Genomic DNA, 23,101 nt, shown 5'->3' with positions numbered 1-23,101 from the left:
GATTCACCTCCGGAAATTTATAATAGAGTTAAAAGCTGCGTAATGACTGTAAGTTTTTTGGATAAAGTAGTATAGATCATGCGTTTCTCAGATGAAGGAGCGTCCTTCAATGCTTCTTCGAGCTGAGTGACTTTTTGCTGCAGGCGATCGATTTCTTCCTGTACTTCAAAAAAAAGAGGCTCCTGCTCCTGACATCGTCCGTGCTGAAGCTCATAGGAAATTTCCTCCAGAGACATCCGCTGACCTTTTAAAAATTTTATTCTTTCGAGCGTTTGAAGTACGTTTTTTTCATACATCCTGTAGTTTGATGCCGAGCGCTCTGATGATAAAAAGCCGTAACGAGTGTAATAATCAATCGTTCGGGTGGAAAGACCGCTAAGCTTAGCAATCTGACCTATGCGAAGTAACTCCTCCCCAAGGGACAACACCTCCAAAATGCGTTAGATTAAAGATACCATAGTTTGTATGAAAGCATACAGTAGAACGTGATGGTTTTGAGGGAAACCTTTTAATTGTGGCAAAGAAGAATAGAGCCTGTTAGACAAAAAACCGTAATTGGACCAAAAAAAGTTTAAAATCCGAGGGAGTATTTATAAATAAAGAGAGGTAAGTGGAAGGTAGGGACTGCAGCAAGATATGACGGAAGACGTGCACCTGAAGCGCAGTGAATCGGTCAACGAGCCTGAGACCTTTTTTGTCCCAGGCTCATCTATTGATATCTACTGATTAATAAGCAGCTTCACTTTTTGCTCTTCACCATACTCTACATAGTCGGCATCGGACGCAGTAGGAATACGAAGTTCGATGGTTTCGAGTTCCTGAACAGTCGATTTTTCAAGGACGTAGACAAGAACGCCGTCATGGGCCACCTGACCCAGAAATTGTGTATCAGGATGTTCACTCATGGAGTAATCCGTTTGCAGCTGTTCCTTCGTGTTGGTGATCGCTTTTATTCCTGGAACAAAGAAATCCAGATCCTGATCTACTGTGTTTTCAAAGCCCATTGCAATGGCAAACGCATGAATTTCATCGCCAACCTCACGCTCCCATTGTGCAGCCATCATTTCATCTTTAATTTCGATGGAAACAAGTTCAACGGCATCTATTGAGAATTGAATGGGTCCAACTTCACCGATATGGTTCACATCGGTATCCTGATAAACGAATGTTACTTTTTGTTCTTCGTTTTCTTCTGTGTATTCTTCCTCAAGTGCACCATCTGTATCTACTTCAACCACTGCACTGCTGGAGGAAGAGTCCTCAGCTGATGCTTCTTCTGTTTCTTCGGCTTGGTCAGCCGCCTCATCAGATGACTCTTCTGTCGCTGCAGCTTCTTCTGTTTCACTTCCTTCTGCAGCTTCTTCGTTTTCTGAAGCCGTCTCTGTTTCAGGAGCTTCTTCTGCCTCAGCTGTGTTTTCCGTTTCTTCCTGTGCATCGTCTGAGCTGCAGGCGCCCAAAACCATCATGGATCCCAATAGTGCTGCCATCCAATACTTTTTCATCGTTTTCCTCCTACAATATGTAATTAAAATCTATTATATAGTTCCACAGGAATGGTTATATAAACCTATTAGAAGAAAATTTTAGAAAAAAAAGAAGAATAAGGGTAGAAAAAGCAAGGAGTGAATGCAAAAATGAAGAAAGAGCTTTGATGCATGAAATGAGAAAAAAGAGGAGGGGAATGAATGTGCAGAAAATTATTCAGCAAGGGGAGGATCAAACCTTGCGATCGAGACTGCTGGCTTTTCAGCAGTTTGACCGAAATCCAATGAAGGCTGGAATCGGCCAGTTTGGGAGCGCCATTTGTTTTAAGGCGGGAGGAATACCTGGGCCTTCTTTTAACAAGCTGCGGCATTTGAGTGCTGATACCAAGTTAAAAGATATAGAAGCATGGTTTGGCACCACTTCTTTTCAAATTGAACTAACGCCTGATGAGGCAAATTCAGATGTATTTCAGCTGCTTCGTCAGCATAAATTTTTTCAATCAGGATTCCACGCTTCCTTTATGGGCGTTTCTAAAGAAGTAGCAGAAGCGGACCAGGAAAATTCCATTCCTATTCAACAGCTGGGTAAGGATGAGTATGAAGATTTTGCCCAAGTGTATGTAAAAAGCTTTGGACTGCCGGCAAGCATTAAAGCAGGGGTAAAGCGTAATAATGAATGTTTAGCGAACGTAAATGGCTGGAGCTTTTTAAAGGCGATGGAAGGAGACCATATTGCTGGGGTTGCAGCTCTATATGTTGAAGAAAATGTTGCAGTTCTAGCATCATCTGCTGTATTGCCCGACTTTAGAGGCAAAGGAATTCAGCAGGCATTAATAAGAAAAAGAGCAGAATTGGCTACAAAGGCAGGGGCAGATTACATCACAAGTGAAGCTGCATTCTCAAGCGCAAGCCATAAAAATATGACCCGGTGCGGGCTGAAGCTTGTTTACACAAAAGCTCTCTATGACAAGGTTACATAAGAAAAATAAGCGATCAATAAACTAGCTGTTTCTTGATCGCTGATCCTTCTACTCATGTTCAATGATAAACTGCAGTCCATCGTATGTGGTGGAAAAAATCAGGACATCGCGTTCCAGACTGGTCATTGAGGCAGCAAGTGAAGCTGGGATGCCGACAATGATGCATTTTGAACCGATTAAGCTGATGCAGTCTATTAATTTTTGAAAATAGTGGGTAACACCATCTTCACCGACATAAACATCATGTAAGCTTAAAAGGACATAATCGATCCCGTCTTTTACACAGCGCTCCAAAACGTTCGTAATGAGCAGGTCAAAACGCTCCATATCAAATTCTCCAATTAAGGGAATGGCAATGGCGTTTTTCCACACTTTTAAAATAGGAGTAGAGAGCGCCTGAATCAGTTTTTCTTTTTCTTTTTCCTCTTCAGCCTTCGTGGTGACATCCATCAGCATCACAACATAGCCTTCTATTGAATCTTTCGTTGGCATAATCGGAGTAATGACAATATCAGCAACAAACTGATCCCGAATCGTGATGCGGGAGCGGTGAGGACCTTTTAATTGTTCCATAATTTTGTGCTGATAGTCAGGACGCTGATGAAAGTGGTTCATACTCATTCCAATCATGTCCTGGCTGTCCTTCAATCCAAATAGCGGCGCGACCGAAGACAATAATTTCTTGGCATGTGAGTTCATCCACATCACTGTATATTGATTATCAGCAATAACGATCGTTTCCCCAATACTGTCCAATGCATGAAGCGAGGTTATATTCTTAGGAATGTTTCCATATGCACTCATGTGTGATCCCCTATCCAAATATGATCCATTAAAATGGTTATCTGATAACTTGCCATTTTCAGTATAACTCAATACAGAACGAATCTTGTAGTTTAATCCTATGACTTTGAACAAAAAACTATTCTTTAAATCATTTAAGCTGTTTTAAAGAACGGAAAGAGGATAAAAGATCCGGTTAAGAGAATGGAGACTGGTATAAAGAAAGGTGAGATGAGATGAATAAAATGATAAAGCAATTTGAAGAGGTTATTCCATTGATCGAAAGACTGAAAAATGATCCTGAATCTTTGCTAACAGATCCAATCGCAGAAGATAAGTGGTCGATTAGAGAAATAGTAGGCCATCTGTATTATTGGGATAGGTATAACCTTGAAGAAATGGTGCCAGAAATGAAAGACGGCATTTCCCTGCCTGAATTTCCTGACCATGACCTGTACAATGCTGAAGGATTGCGTTTACTTGAAGGTAAATCGGCGGAAGCTGTGATCGATTTGTTTATAAAGATACGAAACGCATTGGTGGAAAAAATGTCAGAGGTAGATGAGGACTTGAGTTTCACAATAGGCAGCGGAAAACGAACATTTTCACCAGAAAGCTTTATCCGGATGTTTGTCGAGCATGACCGCCGCCATCTAAAGCAGATAGAAGAAAAGGTCGGTTCGCTGTGAAAAAAATAGTAGCTTTTGAAAGCGCGGGGGAGGGGGCATTATATGAACCGCTTATTTCCCGCATGATGGATCGTTTAGAAGCATATAAAAAATTCCTGGAGAAGAAATTTCGTTTAACTTCCTGTCTCTGGACAAGCAGCGAGCTGGCAACTGAATTCTTTTCTTCTATTCCAATTCCTGCTTATGCACGGGAGGATTTCATCTATATAACACCTGATCTGAATGCCTGGCAGGAGCTTATGCTGCGCCAGCTGGAGGATAAAGACCTGCCTGAAGTGCGGGCATATTATGAGCAATTTAGTGAAGATGATTTGTTTGAAATTCTTGCTCATGAACTGACCCATTACATTGACTTATTTGTAGATGAGTTCGATGACGATCGGACAGACAGTATCTGGTTTGAGGAGGGCATGTGTTTCTACCTGCCACGTAAATATGGATTTTCCGAGAACTATTTTAAAAAAATCACCGAAATAGAAGGGAAACTTGCTGAGGCATTCAGCAGCCAGTATGCTCACCGGTCTCTGGATGATTTCGGTTCTGAGAGCTATCAATCTTCTCTCTCAAGCATCATGTTTGACTACTGGAGAAGCTATTTGACTGTGTTTTCTCTCGTCCAAAGAGAAGGGGGAGATGAACAAAAGATGTTTTCTCTTTATCATGAATGGGATCGTACCGGAAGACGAATGAGCTTAACAAAATACTTTTCTATTCATGCCTAAAAGCTTCTGCGTTGCAGAGGTTTTTTTGTGCGGTTTTCTTTAAGTGAAATGTAAAGTTTACTTGACGTAAAGGAAGCTTTACTTTATGATCGAATGACAAGGAGGTGCGATAAATTGAAAAACCGATTGGCGGAGTATCGCAAAGGCAAGTCTTTATCACAGGATAAGCTGGCTGAGCTGCTAAAGGTGTCTAGGCAAACCATTATTTCAATTGAGAAAAACCGCTATTCTCCGTCACTTCCCCTTGCATTTCAAATTGCAAGAATCTTTCAAACCACCATCGAAGATATATTTATATATGAAGAGGAGGACTGTGACTGATGACTGATTATTATCCGCGTACGTTTTTTATTGCGGGGCTTTTTCTGGCGTTTTTTGGGGGCTTATTAATTTTTGCGGGGATTATGGCAGACGCTCCTCCGTTACCCGCTGCTTATATGCAGCTTGCGCTTTCCGTCGTATCTTTTTGCATGAGCTATTTGTATCCCCAATTTAAACAAAAAGATGAAAGAATGAAGGAAATCCGAAAACAGGGAGTGTATTATTCTTATTTCGCCATTTTAGGCTACCTATTTCTTTTTCTTCTTCTTCTGCAAGTAGAGTTGATTTCCTGGGATGCGCTTCTCATTTTAAATGTGCTGTCTGCATTGGCAATTTCCACAGTTTTTGTGTCATGGGTTATTCTTGCAAAACGTTATTAACAGGAGGTGAGAAGATGGAATGGCTGTTTCCTGTACTGGCTCTTATAGGCTTTTTATTGCTTTTCTTCATAACCAGACGAAATACAAGCAATGGATCTCTATCCAAAAAAGGGTTTATTCAGTTTATGACAGCTGCTGCAGTGCTCTTTGCAGCAGTAATAGGGATTGTATATTTTGTCCGCTGATAAGATTCACAGCGTAAAGAAAAACGGTTTTATGCAGTGCCAAAAGAAATTCTATTCAAAAACATTGGGACAAAACAAAAAAATGAGGTAGTCTGTATCAATAGTATGAGGTGGTCGGAAGGTGGAGCTCCAGCAGGAGAAGACGGTTTCGAGACTCTGCAGGGCAAGGCCAAAGAAGGCTCAAGCAACCGTCCACCTGAAGCGCAGCAAACCGTTCAAAGAAGCCTTACACACATTTGTGCCGTGCTTCTTTTTAAAGACTAATTAGATATCCCCAATCATCAACCCTCCCCGGTACCCCATTCATGCATCGCTTCAAGCACAGGCTTTAATGTGCGTCCTTTTTCTGAAATGGAATATTCTACTTTTGGAGGCATTTCGTTGTATTGTGTTCGGATGATGAGTCCGTCCTGTTCAAGTTCTTTGAGCTGCTGGCTGAGCATTTTATGGGTGATGCCGGGAAGCAGTCTTCTCAGCGCATTATACCGCTGGGTTCCATCCGTCAAGACATGCCAGAGAATAACCAGCTTCCATTTGCCCCCGACTTTATTTAACGTATATTCAATGGAGCATTTCAGCTTGCCGTTTTCATCAACCTGAATTTCATTTGACACTGTAGCGTTCCCTCCAATACTACCTTTTTGGATAGTATCTTCCCAAAAAGTGCATTCTATTTTGTAGAAGAATACCCGTTTATACTAAGGGAGTCAAATCAAAAAGGAGGCAGTGTTTATGACAACGTATCCTAGAAACTTTTCACATATTGGTTTATCTGTGCCGGATTTAGATGCAGCAGTGAAATTCTATAAAGAGGTTTTCGGCTGGTATATTATGATGGAGCCATCGCCTGTCAACAATGATGATACGCCAATTGGTCAAATGTGCCGTGACGTATTCGGGGACGACTGGGAGGAATTTCGAATTGCCCACCTTTCAACAGGTGATAAAATTGGCATCGAATTATTTGAATTTCCTCAAAATGAAAAGCCGGATAATAATTTCGAGTATTGGAAAACCGGCATCTTTCATTTCTGTGTCCAGGACCCGGATATTGAAGGACTAGTGGAAAAAATCCTTGCACACGGAGGAAAGCAGCGCATGCCAATCCGTGAGTACTATCCAAATGATAAGCCTTATAAGATGGTGTATGTAGAAGATCCATTTGGAAATATCTTTGAAATTTATACGCACAGCTATGAGATGACTTATTCGCAAGGGGCATATTAGTCAGTATCAGGACAGTTTTTCAACGTGCCTTTGCAAGCCCTGTGCAGTAGTGTATACGAGCTAGAAAAACGACTAAAAACCACCCGTCTATCGTTTTGGATGACGGGTGTTTTTTAGGTTAAGCTTACTTCATTATGATAGCCCGAAATTGAATCCTGACTCCTCAATAGTGCCATGGTATGATAAGTCTTAGATCTTGTTCTCTCGGAAAGGAGTGCGGCCTGGTGAACGTACGGCTGAATAAAAAAATCATTAAAGAAAACTGCGGAACCGTCTCCTTCAGCCGGGGGGAGGCATTTTACCGTTCGAATAAAGTACAGATAAAGAAATACAGTGACACAGTATGCGAGGCTGTGGTCACAGCGAAAGAGGAGTTTTACGTAACCATAAGCCAAAACGGGAGTGGCTATGAGGCGTCCTGCAGCTGTCCAACGCTTGCTTCCTATGATAAAGACTGTCAGCATACTGCAGCTGTTTTGCTGTGGATGCTTGAAGAAGGGAGGAAGGGATCTCAGGCACCATCTGACTCCGTTACGACTGCACCTTCTGACCGGCATGAATTAACAGAGGGTCTGATGACACTTTTTACTGGCGAAGCTTCAAGAGGAAGCGGGCAGCAGCGTCATTTTGAAACCCGCAAAAAAATAGAAGCGCATTTCATTTTGTCTCCCATTGCGGTAAAAAAAGGGGAGAATCTGATTGCCGTTGAAGTGAAAATTGAAGACGCCCACGTAAAAGAAATTCGTGCATTTCTTCAGCATGTAAAAGAACGAACTCCATTCAGCGTTTCATCAACCGTTGTCTATGACCCGTCAGAGCACTATTTTGACCCGGTATCAGACTCAGTGATCTCGCAGCTGATCGATGCGTTGAAGGATGATACCTTAAATAATGATTCTGCTTATCAAAATATGGCGAACACAGCAGGAACTCATTTAATGGCAATACCGCCTTCTGCGTGGAAAGCCATAAAACCTTCCCTAATGAAATCTCCAGCTGTAACACTTGGCTACCGGAAAAAGACGGTTCGAGGCCTGCAAGCGTCAGATGACCGGCTGCCTTTGCAGTTTGTTCTATCAAAATCCGGGGATGAAAGCTATCAGCTTGCGATCAATGGAATGCATGACCTGGTCCTGATGCATCCCTATTTCGCTGTCATAGCAGACGGGAAGTGGGTCGAGCTGAAAGAAGAGGACAGCAAGAGGCTGAATGATCTAAAAAGCATGCTTGATGCGTCAAAAGCAAGCCGCATTCCCGTTCCGCCAGAACAAGTCGATCTTTTTTTGGAAAAAGTAGTGCCAGGACTTAAAAAGCTGGGCGATGTTGTACTTCACGGGCTGCCTTCAGGGTCATTTGAAAAAAAACCATTGAAAGCAAAGCTTTATCTCGACCGTGTAAAAGATCGTCTGCTGGCCGGGCTCGAATTCTGTTATGGCGAAGTGACAATTAACCCGCTTGAAGACGAAAAGCGCTGGACCGGCTCACTTCTTGCCAGGGAGAAAGAAAAAGAAGAAGAAATCCTGCAGCTGATGAAAGAAAGTGAGTTTACCGAAACGGACAGCGGCTATTATCTTCATAATGAAACGCTGGAATATCAATTTCTGCACCATATGATTCCCAAAATGCAGAGTCTCGTTCAGCTGTATGCAACGACAGCCATCCGAAACCGTATCTTTCGTGAACATGCACCGCCGAAAATTAGTGTAAGGATTAAAAAAGAACGGACAAACTGGCTTGAGTTTAAATTTGAAATGGAAGGCTTTCCTGAAAGAGAAATCCGTGCCCTTTTGGCAGCTCTTGAAGAAAAAAGAACGTATTACCGTTTGCGCAATGGCTCTCTTTTTTCATTGGAAACAAAGGAAATAGACGAGATCAGACGCTTTTTACATGCTGCGCCTATTCAGCCTGAAGAACTGGAAAAAGAGTTTGAAATGCCTCTGGTAAAAGGATTGCGTCTGCTTGACTCCATAAAAGATCACAATCTCGTACACCTGGAACAGTCATTCAAACAATTCCTTTCTCAAATGGAGCATCCTGAGCAATTGACCTTTGAACTGCCGGAATCTCTTGAGCCGGTGCTGAGAGACTATCAAAAACACGGCTACAATTGGCTAAAGCTTCTGGCGGGCTATGGATTCGGCGGTATTTTGGCAGATGATATGGGGCTTGGCAAAACGCTTCAAAGCATTGCTTATTTAGTATCGGAGCTGCCGGTCATGCGCCAAAACAACCAGCAGGCCCTAATTGTGTGTCCATCATCTGTTACGTATAACTGGATGAAAGAATTCATGCAGTTTGCACCGGACCTTGAAGCAGTTGTGCTTGACGGAAGTGCCGCTGAGAGGGAAGAAATACAAAAGGAGTCCGGCCGTGTTGATGTGCTGATCACTTCGTATCCCTTGCTTCGAAAAGATGTAAAGTGGTTTGAAGAAAAAAAGTTTCATACCGTCTTCTTTGATGAAGCACAGGCGTTTAAGAATCCTGTCACGCAAACAGCGCGTGCGGTAAAAAAAGTGCAGGCAGACCACCGCTTTGCCCTTACCGGGACCCCTGTTGAAAATTCGATTGAAGAGCTGTGGTCGATTTTTCACGTTGTTTTTCCGGAGCTATTTCAGGGGCTTAAAGAATATAGTCACCTTTCCCGTAAAACCATCGCCAGACGAGTCCGCCCCTTCATGCTGCGCAGAATGAAGGAGGATGTACTGGAGGAGCTGCCGGAGAAGCTGGAGCTGCTTGAATCAAAGGAACTATTGCCGGAGCAGAAAAAATTGTATGCGGCATATCTGGCTAAGCTGCGGCAAGATACATTAAAGCACCTGGATAAAGACACGCTCAGGAAAAATCGTATAAAAATCCTGGCAGGGCTGACGAGACTGCGTCAAATCTGCTGCCACCCCGCGCTCTTTGTGGATGGCTACACAGGAAAATCAGCTAAATTTGAACAGCTTCTTCAGCTTTTAGAGGAATCAAAAATTTCAGGCAGAAGAGTGCTGGTATTTTCGCAATTTACGAAGATGCTTGGCATGATTGGCAAGGAATTAACACTTCAGGGCCGTCCCTTTTTCTATTTAGACGGCAAGACGCCCTCAGATGAAAGAGTGGACATATGCCGGAAATTTAATGAGGGAGAACGCGAGCTGATTTTAGTGTCACTGAAAGCAGGGGGAACAGGGTTGAATTTGACGGGGGCCGATACCGTCATCTTGTACGATACATGGTGGAACCCGGCAGTTGAAGAACAGGCTGCTGACCGTGCTCACCGGATGGGGCAGAAAAAAGCTGTTCAAGTGATTAAGCTCATCGCCCGGGGAACCATTGAGGAAAAAATGAACGAACTGCAGGATAAAAAGCGGCATTTAATTGAAGAGCTTATTGATCGTGACAAAAAAGAATCAGCTGCGTTAACAGAGGAAGATATCCGTGAACTCCTGCGCGTTTAAATCACAACGGTAAGAGCGTTTGTGAAAGTCCCTGCTCCTTGTCAATTAAAAGAAGAGCCTGGGACATGTCTCAGGCTCATTGACCGGTTCACTTCGCTTCAGGCGGACGCTTTCCGCAGGGACGGCGCTGAGCCCTCCTCAGGCTTTGCCTTACGGGGTCTCAGCTTGCCGTCATATCCTGCAGTCGCCACCTTCCGCTCCGTTCTCCTCTTACCAATAATAGATACTGCCTCATTTTAAAACTTTTCTTCCGTCATTACCTACCTCTTTTTGGTTTAGGTAAGCTGCTGTTCAGCAAACTCACGGTATAGATCATGGTTGGCCACAAGCTCAGCGTGCGTGCCGATTCCTGTGATTTCACCTTTTTCAATAAAAATGATTTTGTCTGAGTCTACGATGGTGGAAAGTCTGTGCGCGATGACAAACGTGGTTCTTCCTTCCATCAGACGCGCGAGGGCCTGCTGAACAATGCCTTCTGACTGGCTGTCGAGGCTCGCCGTTGCTTCATCCATCATCAGGATTTTAGGATCCCGCAAAAATGCGCGGGCAATCGCGATCCGCTGCCTTTGACCTCCTGAAAGCTTCACACCTCGTTCTCCTACTTCTGTATCCAATCCCTTTGGAAATTCTCTAATAAATGGAGCAGCATAGGCCATTTCAGCTACTTCCCATAAGCGGTCATCTGTAATGTGCTCTTTTTCCTCAAGCCCGTAGCACAGATTTTCACGGATGGTTCCAGCCATCATTGGACTATCCTGTGAAACATAGCCGATCTGACTTCTCCAGGAATCCATCGAAAGGTCTTCGATCGGGGTGTCCCCAATTAAAATTCTTCCGCTTGTCGGCTCATAAAAACGCTCGATTAATCCAAACATTGTCGTTTTCCCGCCGCCGCTTGGTCCGGCAAAGGCAACCATTTCACCCGGCTGCGCTTCAAAGGAAACATCTCTTAAAATCGGTTCATTTTCTTCATATGAAAATGATACACCCTGTACACGAACCGGCTGGCTGGTTATGTCAACATCAAGTCCTGTTCGTCCCTTTTCTAAAGGCAGCTCAATAATTTCAATAATCCGCTCCGTTGCTCCTTTTGCTTTTTGAAGCTGAGTGAAAAACATAGCAAAGGATGTAATAGGAAAAACAATCTGAAATAAATAAAGTAAAAAGGCGACGAGTGAACCGGTGCTCATCGAGCCTTCCGCGACACGGATTCCGCCATATCCGATAATCACTACAATGACGACCATGACTACAAGATAAATTAAAGGCCCAATCATGGCAAAAATCCGCATTTCCTTTAATCCATAAGAAAACAGGGTTTGAATTCCTGCAGTTCCTTTAGAACCTTCCGCCATCTCTGCATTGGAAGCTTTCATCAATCGGATTTCACTCAATGTCTGCTGAATACTTCCCGTAAAAACGGCCGTTTCATCCTGCAGCCCCTTTGATATTTTGTTCATTTTCTTTCCGAGAGGCAGCATGATGCCAACGGTGACAGGAACAGAAATTAACATTAATAAAGTCATTCTCCAGTCCATGACAAGAAGGATAATAACGGCGCCAATGATCGTTATGATCCCGGTAATAAATTGAGGGAAATGCTGGGAAATCAGATCCTTCACAATGCCAGTATCATTCACTACCCGGCTGACCGATTCTCCGCTTGCTTTTTTATCAAAATAACTGACAGGCAGCCGAATCAGCTTCTTCCACATCATTTCGCGCATGCCGGCTACAACTTTTTGACCGACATACCCAAGCAAATACGTTGAAAATCCGTCCGTCAGCGCCTGGATAATAAAAACGGCTCCGATCAACACAATTAATCCGACACTGAGGGATTCTACTGAAAATCCGTCAACGAGTTCACGTGTCAGCAATGGGATCATTAAACCGACAAGTGTGGTGATTATACTCCCGACAAGCCCGATGGTCAGTGCCGCCTTTGGTATTTTTGTTGATAATATAAGAGAAATAAAAGGCTTCAAGCTTGTTTGTTTTTCTTTCATACCGTATCTCCTGACTAATAAATTTAAACATGATTCTTTTTACAGCACTCTTTCATCATACCTGTTTTTGTCCTCTTATTCTCCTGGTTTGTTTGCCTCCTGAGGAAAATGAGCCTTTTTTTCCGCATCTTTTCACAGGCTGGATAAATGATTCCTTTCCCCGATTGCCCCTTGCATCCTCCTTTGGGCTTCTTTACCATTAGAATAAGGATATTTACTGGTACGTACAGTATCATCTGCCTATCGTCAGTTTATTCTTTTACGGGCAGGAGCAAAAAGGGGGAGATCCAATCATTAGTTTGGTTGAACAATTAGAATTGATCTTAGGCTGGGGCATTATTCTTCTATTCGCCCTTCGATTATATAAAAAGAAAGAGGGGAACGACGTATCGATTTGGAAGGCGGTCATCGCGATCGCAGTGGGGTTATTTTCGTTTTCAATCAATATCCCTGTTTTCGGTGAAATAATCGGTCTGCCTGTTTTCCCGCTTGGTGTATGGATGTTAATTTTCTTTTTACGGAACAGAAAATCGTCCTGGCAGCGTTATCGTGCATTTGCATGGCTTGGATTTGGAGCGAATTATTTATTTCTTGTCCTGGCTCTTCTAGCAATTCCTGCACAAAGCCTGATCTATCCTGAGGATCAGCTCGCTACATACATCAGCAAAATTGACGATGCTTCTCTTATCGCACTTCATCCATCGGCTGGCAGTTCAACTCTTAATAAAGAAATTCTTGGTGAGCAGCTGGAAAAATCAAATTCCAAGTCTGTTCAAAGTGAAGAGTGGTATTACGAGACGGAGGTTGACCAGGAGATAGAAGACCGCAGCGAACGTTTTCCTTATCAGTTGGCTGGGGTTTCAACGAAATGGGGAAGCGGATTTTCTTCTATTGTGTTCATTGAGGAAGATGGTAAAGGGTTTTTAGTTCAAAAAGGAGCTAAACAGAAGTACTTTCGATCAGATCAATCGATTTTGCAGGGAGGGGGCAGCTGATGCGTAAAAAGTGGAAGTGGCTTCTGATTGCCGTTCCCCTGATCCTGGTAACGGCTGGCGGCTTATATTATTCAGCTGTGGTGAAAAATCCGGATTCTTTTATGTCAGAGGAGCGAATTGCAACTGAACTCAACAGCCAGTTTCGAAATGGGGAAACAGAAGATATTCTGGATATAAATTTTTTAACTGACCGGCATGTATTTGTCCCGTTTCGCTCGGACAGAGATCAGTATGGCGTCGCTTATTGGGAGTGGAGCTTGAATGAATGGGAGCTTATTTTGATCAGCTCTTCCGGAGAACCTAGTATAATATCAGTTAATGACGGAGATCCGGCGGGTCAGTTCATCCTATGGAATCTGCATCCGGATGACGAGGTAGAAAAGGCCGTTTTTTACCTGACGATGGAGCGCAGCTTTCAGGTTTCACAAGGAGAGCAGATGTATACTCCCCGCATTCAAATGGAAGAAGAGATTGAATTTGAGAAATCCTATGGTTCTATGAAAATCCCTTCAGATTGGGGAACCTATATGGCAAGTTATCAAGAGGCTTTAACTTCTGATGATGGAGCGCCAGTAGATATGTTTAGTAATAATCCTCAGATGCATTTCACTTACGGGTGGATCCCTTATAACAGCCAGAATGAAATAGCGGAACTGAATCAAACAATGGGGCAGAGCGGGTTTTCAAGCGGGTATTCTGAAAACATCCTGCAGCTTGATCCCTCAGAATTAGAGTCCGGCTCGGAATAAGGATAAAAGCGAAGGCGCTATTGAACAGCGCCTTTGCTTGTTTTTAATTCGAATGATGATGTACGCGGCTTCGCTGCCTTATACCATTGATAGCATAAAATGATGATAATGATCACATCAATGGCATCCCCGCCGTAATACATCAGCATACCGCCAGACTCTGCTTGTTGGGAAGCGACGCCTGCAGGAGGATTGGCATAGATAAATTTCGATAAAATCCCGTGCCCGGCCAGAGCCATGGTCAAAACGACAGCTCTGTAAAGAAACGAAGTGCGATGGCTGGCTGGATCAATGTAGATCATGGAAATGGTAAATAAATACCCCGCTGCAAACACATGAAAATGGACGACGATATGTACTAGCAGTGAATCGTGCATTGCAGAATAGAGAGTGGTTGTATAAAGCAGCCACAACCCTCCGATATTTAACACGGATGCGGTGATCGGATCACTTAAAAAGCGGACCGGCCGGCTTTTTAGAAGTCTGGATGTTTTTCTGCCGAGAGAAACAGGCACCGACCTGAAAAATAACGTCATCGGTGCAGAAAGGACAAGCAAAAGCGGACCGAGCATCCCGAGCAGCAGATGACCAAGCATATGAGCCGTAAAGTCAGTATGCGCACGCTCTGCAAGTGGACCTGTTACAGCCGCAGCTGCACAGAGCACTCCTAGCACCCACAGCACCGTTCGGTAAATCGGCCATTTTCTGTGCTGCCTGCTCGAAAGAATGGCGGCTGCTATGTATAAAGCAATGGCCGCTGCAAAAGGTAGCAACCCTGCAAGGTCCGTCCATACCCAACCTGCAGCTTCGTGTGTATGATGATCATGCATAGCAGCTTTCTCCTCCTATTTTTTGGGTCGTGTTTTTGCAACAAGGTATGCGCCTATAATGATCATCACAACCGCCGTTGCATTCCAAATCACATCATAAATCCACACATTTTCAACGTACCGGATTTGATGAATGCGCAGTACTTTATGCTGAATCGTTCCATCATAAAGCTGAAAGATCCCTGCCCCTAATAAAATTCCGCCAATCCATCTTTTTTTCCAGAATGCTTTTCGCCTTCTCAGATCTGCCACTAAAAATAGTCCTCCAACGGTTGCCATCCAACTAAATGCATGGAAAAATCCATCAGATACCAGGCCCACATCGGTTGTAGAAAGATCGTAGAAATGATGCCAATGAAGCAGCTGATGAAAAACCGTTTCATCAAAAAATGCCACAAAGCCGAGACCGACTAAAAACCCTGACCAAAAATTGCGAGCAGAATGATAAGAGCGATCTTCATGTGCATATCTCCTATCCTTTAATGTAGTCATGGAATCTCCCTCCCCTGTTTCTCTTTTTCTTCCACTTTACCCCATATGAAAAATGTATAATCAAGATATTGCCGGAATAATTGAAAAAGGAGTGAGCACAATGGGATCCAGAATGATGCATCTGCTCATCTCGCACCAAGTCTCAAAGCAGATTCCAATGGAAGATAAAGCGTCCTTTATAGCGGGAGGAATTGCGCCAGATGCTGTTTCACCAAAAGAACGCTCCCATTTTTATCAGGGTGAGGTCAGTGATTACTCCAGGTCCATAAACTATGCGGGATTTTTAAATAAGTATGGCTCAGAATCATCCTATCTTCTAGGCTATTATTCTCATTTAATCGCAGATGACCTGTGGCTGAAGGGCTTCTATCTGCCGTGGCTTAAAAACAGAATGAAAGCTGATTCATCCCTGTTCACTCGCTACCATCAGGACTTCGGTCTATTAAATGCAAAATTGCTTCAAATCTATCCCTGCAGCCAGTATCTTAAGAATATATTGATGAAACCGATCAGCACAACGGACTTGGAAGAGGTGACTCACTCACAGGTCACCGCATTCATTCCTTCAGCGATTGAAGATTTGAACGCTGACTCTGCGTTAACAGCAAATCCTCTGCGTGTTTTTACTCTTGAACAAATCGTGGGGTATATTGAAACGGCTGCAGATCAAAGTGTGCAAAAAATAAAACCATTGGTTAATGGGTTGCAGGAAAGAGGGATACAGGATGATTGAGCGCTTAGAACCAGTAAGAGCAGCAGAACAATTTATAAATTTGCATTATCCTCATTGTCAGGCCGCACTCTTAGCAGGAAGTGTTGTGCGAAAAGAAGCGACGGCAGCTTCAGATCTTGATATTGTGATTTTTGATCAGACAATAAAATCTTCTTATCGATCCTCGCACGTTGAAGATGGCTGGCCCATTGAAGTATTTGTACACAGCATGGAATCCTACAAAGAGTTTTTTCAAAGTGACTGTGTACGCGGAAGGCCCTCTATGCCCAATATGGTCGCTGAGGGGCTGATACTAAAAGATCATGGGGAGCTTAATGCGATCCGAAAAGAAGCGCAGGCGCTGCTGGATAAAGGACCTGATCCTTGGGATAAAGAAACCCTAAAGCTTAAACGCTATTTTCTAACAGACGCGTTGGAGGATTTAACCGGCAGCACGAGCAGGCAGGAAGATTTATTTATTGCCAGCACACTGCTTATTCAGCTCAGTGACTTTATTCTACGTACAAATCACCAATGGAGCGGGGATTCAAAATGGCTGATGCGGGCATTAAAACGCTTCGATCCCGGCCTTGCTGCTGAATTGGCAGGAGCATTTGATCTATTTTTCCGGAACGGAGAAAAAGAGGCGATTGTAGAATTAACGGAGCGGATTTTGAATCCATATGGCGGTCTGCTGTTTGACGGGTTTTCGATTGGAAAGCCAAGTTCGTAAGGGGGTTCTCTTTGTTAAAAAAACTCCATTTTCGACGGTATATGAATGGGGAAATAACAGAAATTTCAAACTTTCCATTGACGGAGTTATCTAGTTCGAATAACATAGTGTTTATTAGAACTATTTACCTACATATCGAGGAGAGATGTTGAAATGACCAGCACAGTCGGAAAAAAATTAATCACAGCCTTTATTGTGGTTTCCATTATTTCTGCTGCATCCGGTGCGTATTCATTTTTCGTGATCAGAGAAATGAACCAGACCTTCACACAGGTGGCAGATACTTTTTTTGAAGCGAAGTCGTATGCCCTAAAGCTTGAAGGGGTTGTCCATGAACAGAACGATTCGTTTCGCGGGTATCTGTTAACCGGGTCGCAGGAGGATCTGGAAACATTTAATCAGTTGAACGAGGAAACAAACACCATTGCCAATGAGTTGAATCTTTTACTGGAAAATGAAGAGTCCAAAGCATTTTTGGATTCCATTGTGCAAAAAAATTCATCCATCCTTGATGTCAGCAGAAATGTAACGGCGATATATGATACGACGCCGGAGGTTGGAATTTCATTATCTAATAGTGATATGTCACCGCTCGCAGAGAAAATGGCGAATGAATCCTCTGTATTTGTTACAGATCTGGATGAGAAAATTAACAGTGATTTAGCAGGAGCTGCACAGTCGATGGAGCAGGCGCGCTTCTGGTCTGTTGTGATAACACTCCTTGCACTTGCGATTGCTGTAGGACTCGGAATCCTCTTAACGTCACGGATTACGAAGCCGTTAAAATCAATGAAAACGCTCGCTGAACAGATGGCACAGGGCGATTTAACCGACAATTCCAAACCAATGAGAGGGAAAGATGAAATTGCCGGGCTGCATCATTCCTTTCTACAGATGAGAGATCATTTTAGAGGACTGATTCATCAAATTTCCTTTAGTGCAACACAGGTCGCTGCATCCTCGGAAGAATTACTGGCAAATGCTGAGCAGACTTCTCAAGCAACGGTGCAAACGGCCGCTTCCATCGAAGATATTTCTAAGGGCTCACATGATCAGATGAACGCATCTAATACGAGTGTACAAAGACTGGGTCTGATGACGACAGATGTTAAGGACATGTCGCAGCGCTCAGAAACTATTGAAGGATATTCTGTTCAATCTCTTACACACGCTGAAGATGGTGGACGTTTAGTAGAGGAAACCCTGAGCAATATGAATGCGATTGATCATTCTGTTCAAGCCTCCGATCAGGCCATTCAGGCGCTAACGTCAAGAGCAGATGAAATTGGAACGATATTGGATGTTATTCGCAGCATAGCCGACCAGACCAATCTGCTTGCACTAAACGCTGCAATTGAAGCAGCACGGGCTGGCGAGAATGGAAGAGGATTTGCCGTTGTAGCAGATGAAGTACGGAAACTTGCTGAACAATCAGCCGGCTCCACTCATCAAATAAATGAATTGATTGAAGAGATGCAAAAAGAAACAGGTCAGTCTGTTCAAAAGATGAGCGATGTAAAACAAGAAGTTACACGCGGGCTTTCAACCGCAGCCAAAACGAAAGAGAAATTTCAATCCATCATTGAGTCGGTTCAATCGATGTCTACACAAATTGAGCAAATGAATCAAACGGCCCGATCCCTGTCAAATAACTCTGAGGAAGTTACCCAATCTGTTACGAATATGTCGGCTGTTGCAGATGAAACAAACAGCCACTCAGACACGGTAAGCGCAGCAGCGCAGCAGACACTTGCCTCTATGGAAGAAGTCACGCAATCTGCTTCCTCTCTTACAGATATGGCGGAAGAATTGCAGTCTTATGTAGGCCGGTTCATTCTTCCTCAAGAAGCAGCAGCCGGAAAAGCGGATATGGTTGAAGAGGAATGGAAAGAAGAAGATGAAACTGCAGATGATACACTAGATGAGCATCATCATAAAACTGCGTAAAAAAATGAAGGAGGCCCGGGTTTTTGTCCGGTCCTCCTTTCCTGTTTTCTTAGCTATGTACAGCCGCTAATTGCTCCTCAATATCCGCTTCCATGTCAATAGGGTCAGATGTACACTCAAAGCGTTTAACAACCTCACCATCAGCGCTAATGAGAAACTTAGTAAAATTCCATTTAATTGAATGGTCGTCCATCAGGTATTCAGGATGTTTTTCATTTAATAGAGGGATCAGCACACGCGCTACAGGATGAAATTTATTAAAGCCTTCAAACCTCTTTTGACGGGATAAATAAGTAAAAAGAGGGTGAGCACCTTCATCCCGCACCTTGACTTTTTGAAATAACGGAAATGATACACCGTAGTTCAGCAGACAATTCGTTTCAATCTTATCGTTGGAGTCAGGCTCCTGGTTATCAAACTGATTACAAGGGAATCCGGCGATGACAAACCCTTTATCCTTATACCGGTCATACAGCTTCTGAAGATCCTTATACTGATAGGTAAACCCGCATTTTCCTGCTGTGTTTACAATCAGCACCACCTTTCCCTTAAGGCTTTCAAGTGATTTTTCCTGTCCGTTCATAGCAAGTGCCGAAAATTCATAGATGCTCATTTAACTCACTCCGTTTATAGTATTTTAGTACCGCTACTTTAGTCTTAATCAGAGTATACATTGAACCAATCTTATGTGACAAATCTGAGTGTGCAGTAATTGAGTGAAATCTGGGACTATTGGTTTGTTTTTCTGAATTATTCTTATCTAGTTGAAAAGCGGGTAATACATAAGGGTACAATTTTTTCAGCGAAAAGGAGGAATTACCATGAAAAAAACAACCAAAAATATTGTGGCAGGTTCGCTTATTTCAGCAGGAGCGGCAGCGGCGGTAGTGGGGTATCAGAAAATGAAAAAAACCGATCAAAATGATTTTTTAGAAGATACAGATATGCGCAACAGCAAGAAAATTGATCGTCAGGAGAGCGTTTTTGCTGATGACACAGAAAAAGAAGAAGGCCTGACTAAGCTCGATTCTGCTTATCGCGGAGAATGGCAGGCGAATGGTTTTCCTCAGACTCACGCTGAGCAGCAGGAGCTCGAAAAAGAGCAGGCAGAAATCGATAATAATAAATAAAATCAATCATATATGGCTAGAGTAAGCCGCCGTTCACTCCGTTAATCAGGAGCGGGCGGCGGCTTTTCTTTGCTGCAAAAAAATAATCTGGGCATACATACTCAAAGCTCTTTGTATAAATACAAGATCAAATCATCATCATTTTCACATGCTGAATATTGTTCAGCCTGCTGGCCTCTATACCAGACTCCCGTTCCGTCCGGTATGTACCCCCGCTTAATGTACATCCTTTGGGCTGCGCCATAGCCTGAGTGCAGACCTACTGCCAGCGTGATAAAGTCATGTTTTTCTTTAGAAAGTGATTCAGCGGCATCCATGATTTTACTGCCAATTCCTTTATTCTGAAACTTTCTGAAGACGTTTAAATCCACAAGTTCAGGGAGATTCTCAATCGCGAAAGGGCCCTTGTCAGCAGAAGGCAGCAATATGGCATAGCCAGCAGCCTCATGATTTATTTCGGCAACCAGTACGATTATTTTATGGTCATTTTGCTGCTGATAGTAATCTTCATATAACTCAACAGGCTTATGCCATCCCTGCTGTGAAAAGGCAGATGCAAATTGCTGGATATCCCGTTCAATCATGGGACGGATAAGTAAATCGTCTTCATGAAAATAAATCATGGCCACCTCTCCTTGTCATCTTTCTAACTTTTAAGAAGTCCTTGAAAGCTCTATTTTATCATGACAAAATGTACAAAAGACATAATTTTCGAAATATGGTATGGTTATGAAAAGAAGATCGGAAAAGGAGAAGGACGAATGTAAAAACCCCCTGTATAAACCATCCAACTGAATAAGGAAGAAGGAGCATTTATATGGGGAAAAAATCGTTTCGTTTCTTATGGATCGGACAGACGATGGCCAATGCCGGAGATATTTTGTTTATTGTCGGGCTGATTTCAACCATCTATCTGTTGTCGGGTTCTGCATTACTTATGGCCCTGCTGCCATTTTTTAATATGACTGCACGGTTTGTCAGTGCGCTTTTAGCCCCCTTTTTGCTTGATCAAATGCTTTTGCAGCGGTTACTGGCATTTTCTCAGATGGGAAAAACGGCCGTTCTCTTTGCGCTGGCTATTTTTTCAGGCATTTATTTAACCGAAGAGTTAATTTGGGGGCTGTTTATGTTTGTGGTGGTCATTGCTTTTTTAGATGGGTGGGCAAGTCCTGCCCGAAATGCCCTGATCCCGAGGCTTGTTGAAAAAGAGGAGCTCGTAAAAGCGAATAGCTTTGTAGGAGTGGCAGATCAGCTTGTTCAGCTGGGCATGTGGCCGTTAGGAGCTATTTTTGCTGCATGGCTCGGGGCGCAGGAGGTCGTCTGGCTTACAGTTGGGCTCTACACTTGTTCAACCTTCCTGATGTTTTTGCTTATGAAGAGTAAGGAGATAAAGAAAGCGGAAAACGAGTTGAGCCAAACAAAATTTGAAGGATTTAAAGAAGGCTGGCTGACGATTGGTAAAAATCCGTTTTTGCTTGTGATCAGTGTGTCGGAGCTGATTGAATCCAATGCAAATGTAGTATGGATTGCCGCTATTATGTATGTCTATGTAGCGGAGGTGCTGCAGGCAGGAGAAGAATGGTGGGGATACATTAATTCAAGCTTTTTTGCAGGTCTTTTACTTGGTGGCATTCTTGGATTAAGATACAGCCGGCGAATTGAAGAAAAGACGAGATTTCTGATTATAGTTGGTGCCTTGTTTACAGCCGCCATTACTGTCGTATTCGCACTGATTGAAAGTCCGCTGACTGCCTTGGTCTTATCAGCTCTATTTGGTTTTTGCAGCCAGCTAAAAGGAGTGGCACAGCAGACACTTGTTCAAAAAAGAGTCGCAGAACGGCTTCTGCCAAAGGTGTATTCAGCTCAGGAAGCGGCTTACTTTTCAATGTTCGGCCTTTCCACGCTGGGATTTGGCTATTTAACGGAAATCTACGGACCACGCTTTATCTTTTTACTTGCAGGTGGGCTGCTTTTTGCTTCCGCTGTCCTGTTAGTCGTTTTCAGGCGGCATATAACGAATGCGGGGTCCGGTTCACAATCTAGTCAGGTGGTGTCCTCATGAATCTGCTTCAAAATCGGAATTTCATTGTGATGTGGATTGGACAGCTGGCTACGATTTTGGGAAACAGATTTAGTGAGATCGCCATTCCTTTGATTGTTCTTCAGCTGACGGGTTCACCACTGAACGCTGCATTGGCACTCGTTTGTCAACAGCTGGCTCCTCTGCTTTTAAGTCTTTCGGCTGGAAATTTTGCAGAGGGCAGGTCAAAGAAAAAAATTGCAATGGGAGCAGATGCTGTCAGCTTTCTGACGATGCTGCTGCTTGCTGGTATGGTGCTAATCAATGAATTGACGCTCTGGACGCTCGGTGCTGCCCTTTTTATTCTCGGAGCAGCAGGCGTTTTTTTCCGGGTGTCATTTGGAGCAATGGTGCCAGGCGTGGCAGGACGAAGCCGACTGGTGGAGGCCCATACCTATTTTGAAGGGGCTGATGCGGTAAGCACGTTAGCCGGACCGGTTCTGGCCGGACTGGTTCTGTCCGCTTTTGGCGCAGTATGGGCGCTTGCTGTGGATGCGTTTACCTTTTTTATATCATTTTTAGGGATTTTGTTTTTAACTGTTTCCGATAAACGGAAAGAAGAAGAGAAAGAGGGGTTGACCTCAAAAGGTGATTTTTCTTTAAACGGAATCAGCTTGCTAGTTAAAAATCCCCTTCAACGGTTTGTGACATTTAATCAGGCGGTCTTGAGCTTTACTACGACCGCGATGACATTAACCGTGATCGTCTACACCACAGCTGTACTGGATTTTCGTGAGTGGCAGACAGGGGTTGTGCTGTCTGCAGCAGGAGCGGGGAATGTGATCGGCGTTCTATTTCTGCATAAGCTCAGCCGGCTGTCCTGGCGGATGCTGTATGGCGGGCTAATGGGAATTTCAGCAGCAGGAATCTTTCTGATTATGGGATCCAGTCATTTGTATTCTCTGGCGTTGGGCATGTTTTTATTTGATGGTGCGCTGTCTGTTGCATTTGTGATTAATGGCAGCGCCAGACAGGCCATTACACCGGATTCCTTTTTAGCCCGCATAGGAGGAGCCGGCCTCCTTCTAGGGGGAACTGCGGCAATTAGCGGAAATCTATTTGCCGGCGGTGTCTCGGAAAGTGCAGATCCAAGAGCAGTTATCGGTTTTTGCGGCTTTCTCCTTCTTTTTGCTTCGGTGATTGCTTTCACCTTTAAACAGGGGAAAAGAAGTGTAAGGGAATTGGAGCCAATAGATCTGGATGAATGATAGCA

25 protein-coding genes are annotated in these 23,101 nt (G+C 43.6%); 16 read left to right on the top strand and 9 right to left on the bottom strand.

The window, feature by feature from the left end:
- Positions 1 to 17: 17 nt before the first annotated feature.
- Positions 18 to 428 (bottom strand): MerR family transcriptional regulator, encoded by a 411-nt coding sequence (locus ACQCT8_RS15710; RefSeq protein WP_426872629.1) that lies wholly within the window; start codon positions 426 to 428, stop codon positions 18 to 20.
- A 291-nt stretch (positions 429 to 719) separates the two neighbouring features.
- On the bottom strand, positions 720 to 1,502 hold the full coding sequence (locus ACQCT8_RS15705; RefSeq protein ID WP_426872627.1) for a hypothetical protein: 783 nt from the start codon (positions 1,500 to 1,502) through the stop codon (positions 720 to 722).
- A gap of 185 nt (positions 1,503 to 1,687) precedes the next feature.
- Between ACQCT8_RS15705 and ACQCT8_RS15700 the strand changes: the two genes are divergently transcribed.
- Entirely contained in the window at positions 1,688 to 2,464 is a 777-nt protein-coding gene (locus ACQCT8_RS15700; protein ID WP_426872625.1) for a GNAT family N-acetyltransferase, read from the top strand.
- 48 nt (positions 2,465 to 2,512) lie between these two features.
- On the opposite strand, the gene ACQCT8_RS15695 is transcribed toward ACQCT8_RS15700, so the two are convergent.
- Complete coding sequence (locus tag ACQCT8_RS15695) at positions 2,513 to 3,268, bottom strand: RsbR, positive regulator of sigma-B (RefSeq protein ID WP_426872624.1); 756 nt, start codon at positions 3,266 to 3,268, stop codon at positions 2,513 to 2,515.
- 215 nt (positions 3,269 to 3,483) lie between these two features.
- On the opposite strand from ACQCT8_RS15695, the gene ACQCT8_RS15690 reads away from it, so the two are divergent.
- The 5 genes from ACQCT8_RS15690 (at position 3,484) to ACQCT8_RS15670 (ending at position 5,544) form a co-directional block, all read left to right on the top strand.
- Positions 3,484 to 3,936, top strand: coding sequence for a DinB family protein (locus ACQCT8_RS15690; RefSeq protein ID WP_426872622.1), 453 nt, complete (start codon positions 3,484 to 3,486; stop codon positions 3,934 to 3,936).
- Positions 3,933 to 4,658: a hypothetical protein gene (locus ACQCT8_RS15685; RefSeq protein ID WP_426872620.1), complete on the top strand. Its 726-nt coding sequence runs from the start codon at positions 3,933 to 3,935 to the stop codon at positions 4,656 to 4,658. Before ACQCT8_RS15690 ends, ACQCT8_RS15685 begins: the two co-directional genes overlap by 4 nt.
- Before the next feature lie 114 nt (positions 4,659 to 4,772).
- Positions 4,773 to 4,979 (top strand): helix-turn-helix transcriptional regulator, encoded by a 207-nt coding sequence (locus ACQCT8_RS15680; RefSeq protein WP_278240991.1) that lies wholly within the window; start codon positions 4,773 to 4,775, stop codon positions 4,977 to 4,979.
- Positions 4,979 to 5,359, top strand: a complete 381-nt coding sequence (locus ACQCT8_RS15675) for a permease (protein WP_426872617.1) — start codon at positions 4,979 to 4,981, stop codon at positions 5,357 to 5,359. The genes ACQCT8_RS15680 and ACQCT8_RS15675 overlap by 1 nt, the downstream gene beginning before the upstream one ends.
- Before the next feature lie 14 nt (positions 5,360 to 5,373).
- Positions 5,374 to 5,544 carry a hypothetical protein gene (locus ACQCT8_RS15670; RefSeq protein ID WP_426872616.1) on the top strand — a complete coding sequence of 57 codons (171 nt, stop codon included), beginning with the start codon at positions 5,374 to 5,376 and terminating at the stop codon, positions 5,542 to 5,544.
- A 281-nt stretch (positions 5,545 to 5,825) separates the two neighbouring features.
- Here the strand turns inward: ACQCT8_RS15670 and ACQCT8_RS15665 are convergent, their stop codons facing one another.
- The gene (locus ACQCT8_RS15665) at positions 5,826 to 6,158 is read right to left on the bottom strand and encodes a winged helix-turn-helix transcriptional regulator (protein ID WP_426872614.1); all 333 of its coding nucleotides are present in this window, start codon (positions 6,156 to 6,158) and stop codon (positions 5,826 to 5,828) included.
- Between the two features lie 118 nt (positions 6,159 to 6,276).
- Between ACQCT8_RS15665 and ACQCT8_RS15660 the strand changes: the two genes are divergently transcribed.
- Together ACQCT8_RS15660 and ACQCT8_RS15655 are read left to right on the top strand one after the other, a co-directional pair.
- The gene (locus ACQCT8_RS15660) at positions 6,277 to 6,771 is read left to right on the top strand and encodes a lactoylglutathione lyase family protein (RefSeq protein ID WP_426872612.1); all 495 of its coding nucleotides are present in this window, start codon (positions 6,277 to 6,279) and stop codon (positions 6,769 to 6,771) included.
- A gap of 224 nt (positions 6,772 to 6,995) precedes the next feature.
- On the top strand, positions 6,996 to 10,211 hold the full coding sequence (locus ACQCT8_RS15655) for an SNF2 helicase associated domain-containing protein (RefSeq protein ID WP_426872610.1): 3,216 nt from the start codon (positions 6,996 to 6,998) through the stop codon (positions 10,209 to 10,211).
- A 275-nt stretch (positions 10,212 to 10,486) separates the two neighbouring features.
- On the opposite strand, the gene ACQCT8_RS15650 is transcribed toward ACQCT8_RS15655, so the two are convergent.
- Positions 10,487 to 12,220: an ABC transporter ATP-binding protein gene (locus ACQCT8_RS15650; protein WP_426872607.1), complete on the bottom strand. Its 1,734-nt coding sequence runs from the start codon at positions 12,218 to 12,220 to the stop codon at positions 10,487 to 10,489.
- Positions 12,221 to 12,519: 299 nt separating this feature from the next.
- Here ACQCT8_RS15650 and ACQCT8_RS15645 point away from each other — a divergent pair, with 299 nt between their 5' ends.
- Complete coding sequence (locus tag ACQCT8_RS15645; protein ID WP_426872605.1) at positions 12,520 to 13,215, top strand: hypothetical protein; 696 nt, start codon at positions 12,520 to 12,522, stop codon at positions 13,213 to 13,215.
- Positions 13,215 to 13,964 (top strand): hypothetical protein, encoded by a 750-nt coding sequence (locus tag ACQCT8_RS15640; protein WP_426872603.1) that lies wholly within the window; start codon positions 13,215 to 13,217, stop codon positions 13,962 to 13,964. The genes ACQCT8_RS15645 and ACQCT8_RS15640 overlap by 1 nt, the downstream gene beginning before the upstream one ends.
- Before the next feature lie 17 nt (positions 13,965 to 13,981).
- Here ACQCT8_RS15640 and ACQCT8_RS15635 read toward each other — a convergent pair whose 3' ends face one another.
- Complete coding sequence (locus ACQCT8_RS15635; protein WP_426872601.1) at positions 13,982 to 14,794, bottom strand: cytochrome c oxidase assembly protein; 813 nt, start codon at positions 14,792 to 14,794, stop codon at positions 13,982 to 13,984.
- 15 nt (positions 14,795 to 14,809) lie between these two features.
- Positions 14,810 to 15,286 carry a DUF2243 domain-containing protein gene (locus ACQCT8_RS15630; RefSeq protein WP_426872599.1) on the bottom strand — a complete coding sequence of 159 codons (477 nt, stop codon included), beginning with the start codon at positions 15,284 to 15,286 and terminating at the stop codon, positions 14,810 to 14,812.
- A gap of 100 nt (positions 15,287 to 15,386) precedes the next feature.
- On the opposite strand from ACQCT8_RS15630, the gene ACQCT8_RS15625 reads away from it, so the two are divergent.
- The 3 genes from ACQCT8_RS15625 to ACQCT8_RS15615 all read left to right on the top strand — a co-directional run bounded on the left by ACQCT8_RS15625 (position 15,387) and on the right by ACQCT8_RS15615 (position 18,678).
- The gene (locus ACQCT8_RS15625) at positions 15,387 to 16,019 is read left to right on the top strand and encodes a zinc dependent phospholipase C family protein (RefSeq protein WP_426872597.1); all 633 of its coding nucleotides are present in this window, start codon (positions 15,387 to 15,389) and stop codon (positions 16,017 to 16,019) included.
- Positions 16,012 to 16,731 (top strand): nucleotidyltransferase domain-containing protein, encoded by a 720-nt coding sequence (locus tag ACQCT8_RS15620; protein WP_426872595.1) that lies wholly within the window; start codon positions 16,012 to 16,014, stop codon positions 16,729 to 16,731. Before ACQCT8_RS15625 ends, ACQCT8_RS15620 begins: the two co-directional genes overlap by 8 nt.
- Positions 16,732 to 16,884: 153 nt before the next feature.
- Positions 16,885 to 18,678 carry a methyl-accepting chemotaxis protein gene (locus ACQCT8_RS15615; protein ID WP_426872593.1) on the top strand — a complete coding sequence of 598 codons (1,794 nt, stop codon included), beginning with the start codon at positions 16,885 to 16,887 and terminating at the stop codon, positions 18,676 to 18,678.
- Between the two features lie 49 nt (positions 18,679 to 18,727).
- Here the strand turns inward: ACQCT8_RS15615 and ACQCT8_RS15610 are convergent, their stop codons facing one another.
- Positions 18,728 to 19,291 (bottom strand): glutathione peroxidase, encoded by a 564-nt coding sequence (locus ACQCT8_RS15610; RefSeq protein ID WP_426872591.1) that lies wholly within the window; start codon positions 19,289 to 19,291, stop codon positions 18,728 to 18,730.
- A gap of 208 nt (positions 19,292 to 19,499) precedes the next feature.
- Here ACQCT8_RS15610 and ACQCT8_RS15605 point away from each other — a divergent pair, with 208 nt between their 5' ends.
- A complete protein-coding gene (locus tag ACQCT8_RS15605) occupies positions 19,500 to 19,808 on the top strand; it encodes a hypothetical protein (RefSeq protein WP_426872589.1) in 309 nt (102 codons plus the stop codon).
- 101 nt (positions 19,809 to 19,909) lie between these two features.
- Here ACQCT8_RS15605 and ACQCT8_RS15600 read toward each other — a convergent pair whose 3' ends face one another.
- Complete coding sequence (locus ACQCT8_RS15600; protein ID WP_426872587.1) at positions 19,910 to 20,431, bottom strand: GNAT family N-acetyltransferase; 522 nt, start codon at positions 20,429 to 20,431, stop codon at positions 19,910 to 19,912.
- Positions 20,432 to 20,625: 194 nt separating this feature from the next.
- Here ACQCT8_RS15600 and ACQCT8_RS15595 point away from each other — a divergent pair, with 194 nt between their 5' ends.
- Together ACQCT8_RS15595 and ACQCT8_RS15590 are read left to right on the top strand one after the other, a co-directional pair.
- A complete protein-coding gene (locus ACQCT8_RS15595; RefSeq protein ID WP_426872585.1) occupies positions 20,626 to 21,870 on the top strand; it encodes an MFS transporter in 1,245 nt (414 codons plus the stop codon).
- A complete protein-coding gene (locus tag ACQCT8_RS15590; protein ID WP_426872583.1) occupies positions 21,867 to 23,096 on the top strand; it encodes an MFS transporter in 1,230 nt (409 codons plus the stop codon). The genes ACQCT8_RS15595 and ACQCT8_RS15590 overlap by 4 nt, the downstream gene beginning before the upstream one ends.
- Positions 23,097 to 23,101 lie beyond the last annotated feature (5 nt).

Source organism: Jeotgalibacillus proteolyticus, assembly GCF_050107735.1.
GTDB classification, from domain to species: domain Bacteria; phylum Bacillota; class Bacilli; order Bacillales; family Jeotgalibacillaceae; genus Jeotgalibacillus; species Jeotgalibacillus proteolyticus_A.
The sequence above is the reverse complement of the archived record's forward strand: the minus strand, read 5'-3'. Positions and strand labels throughout refer to the sequence as shown.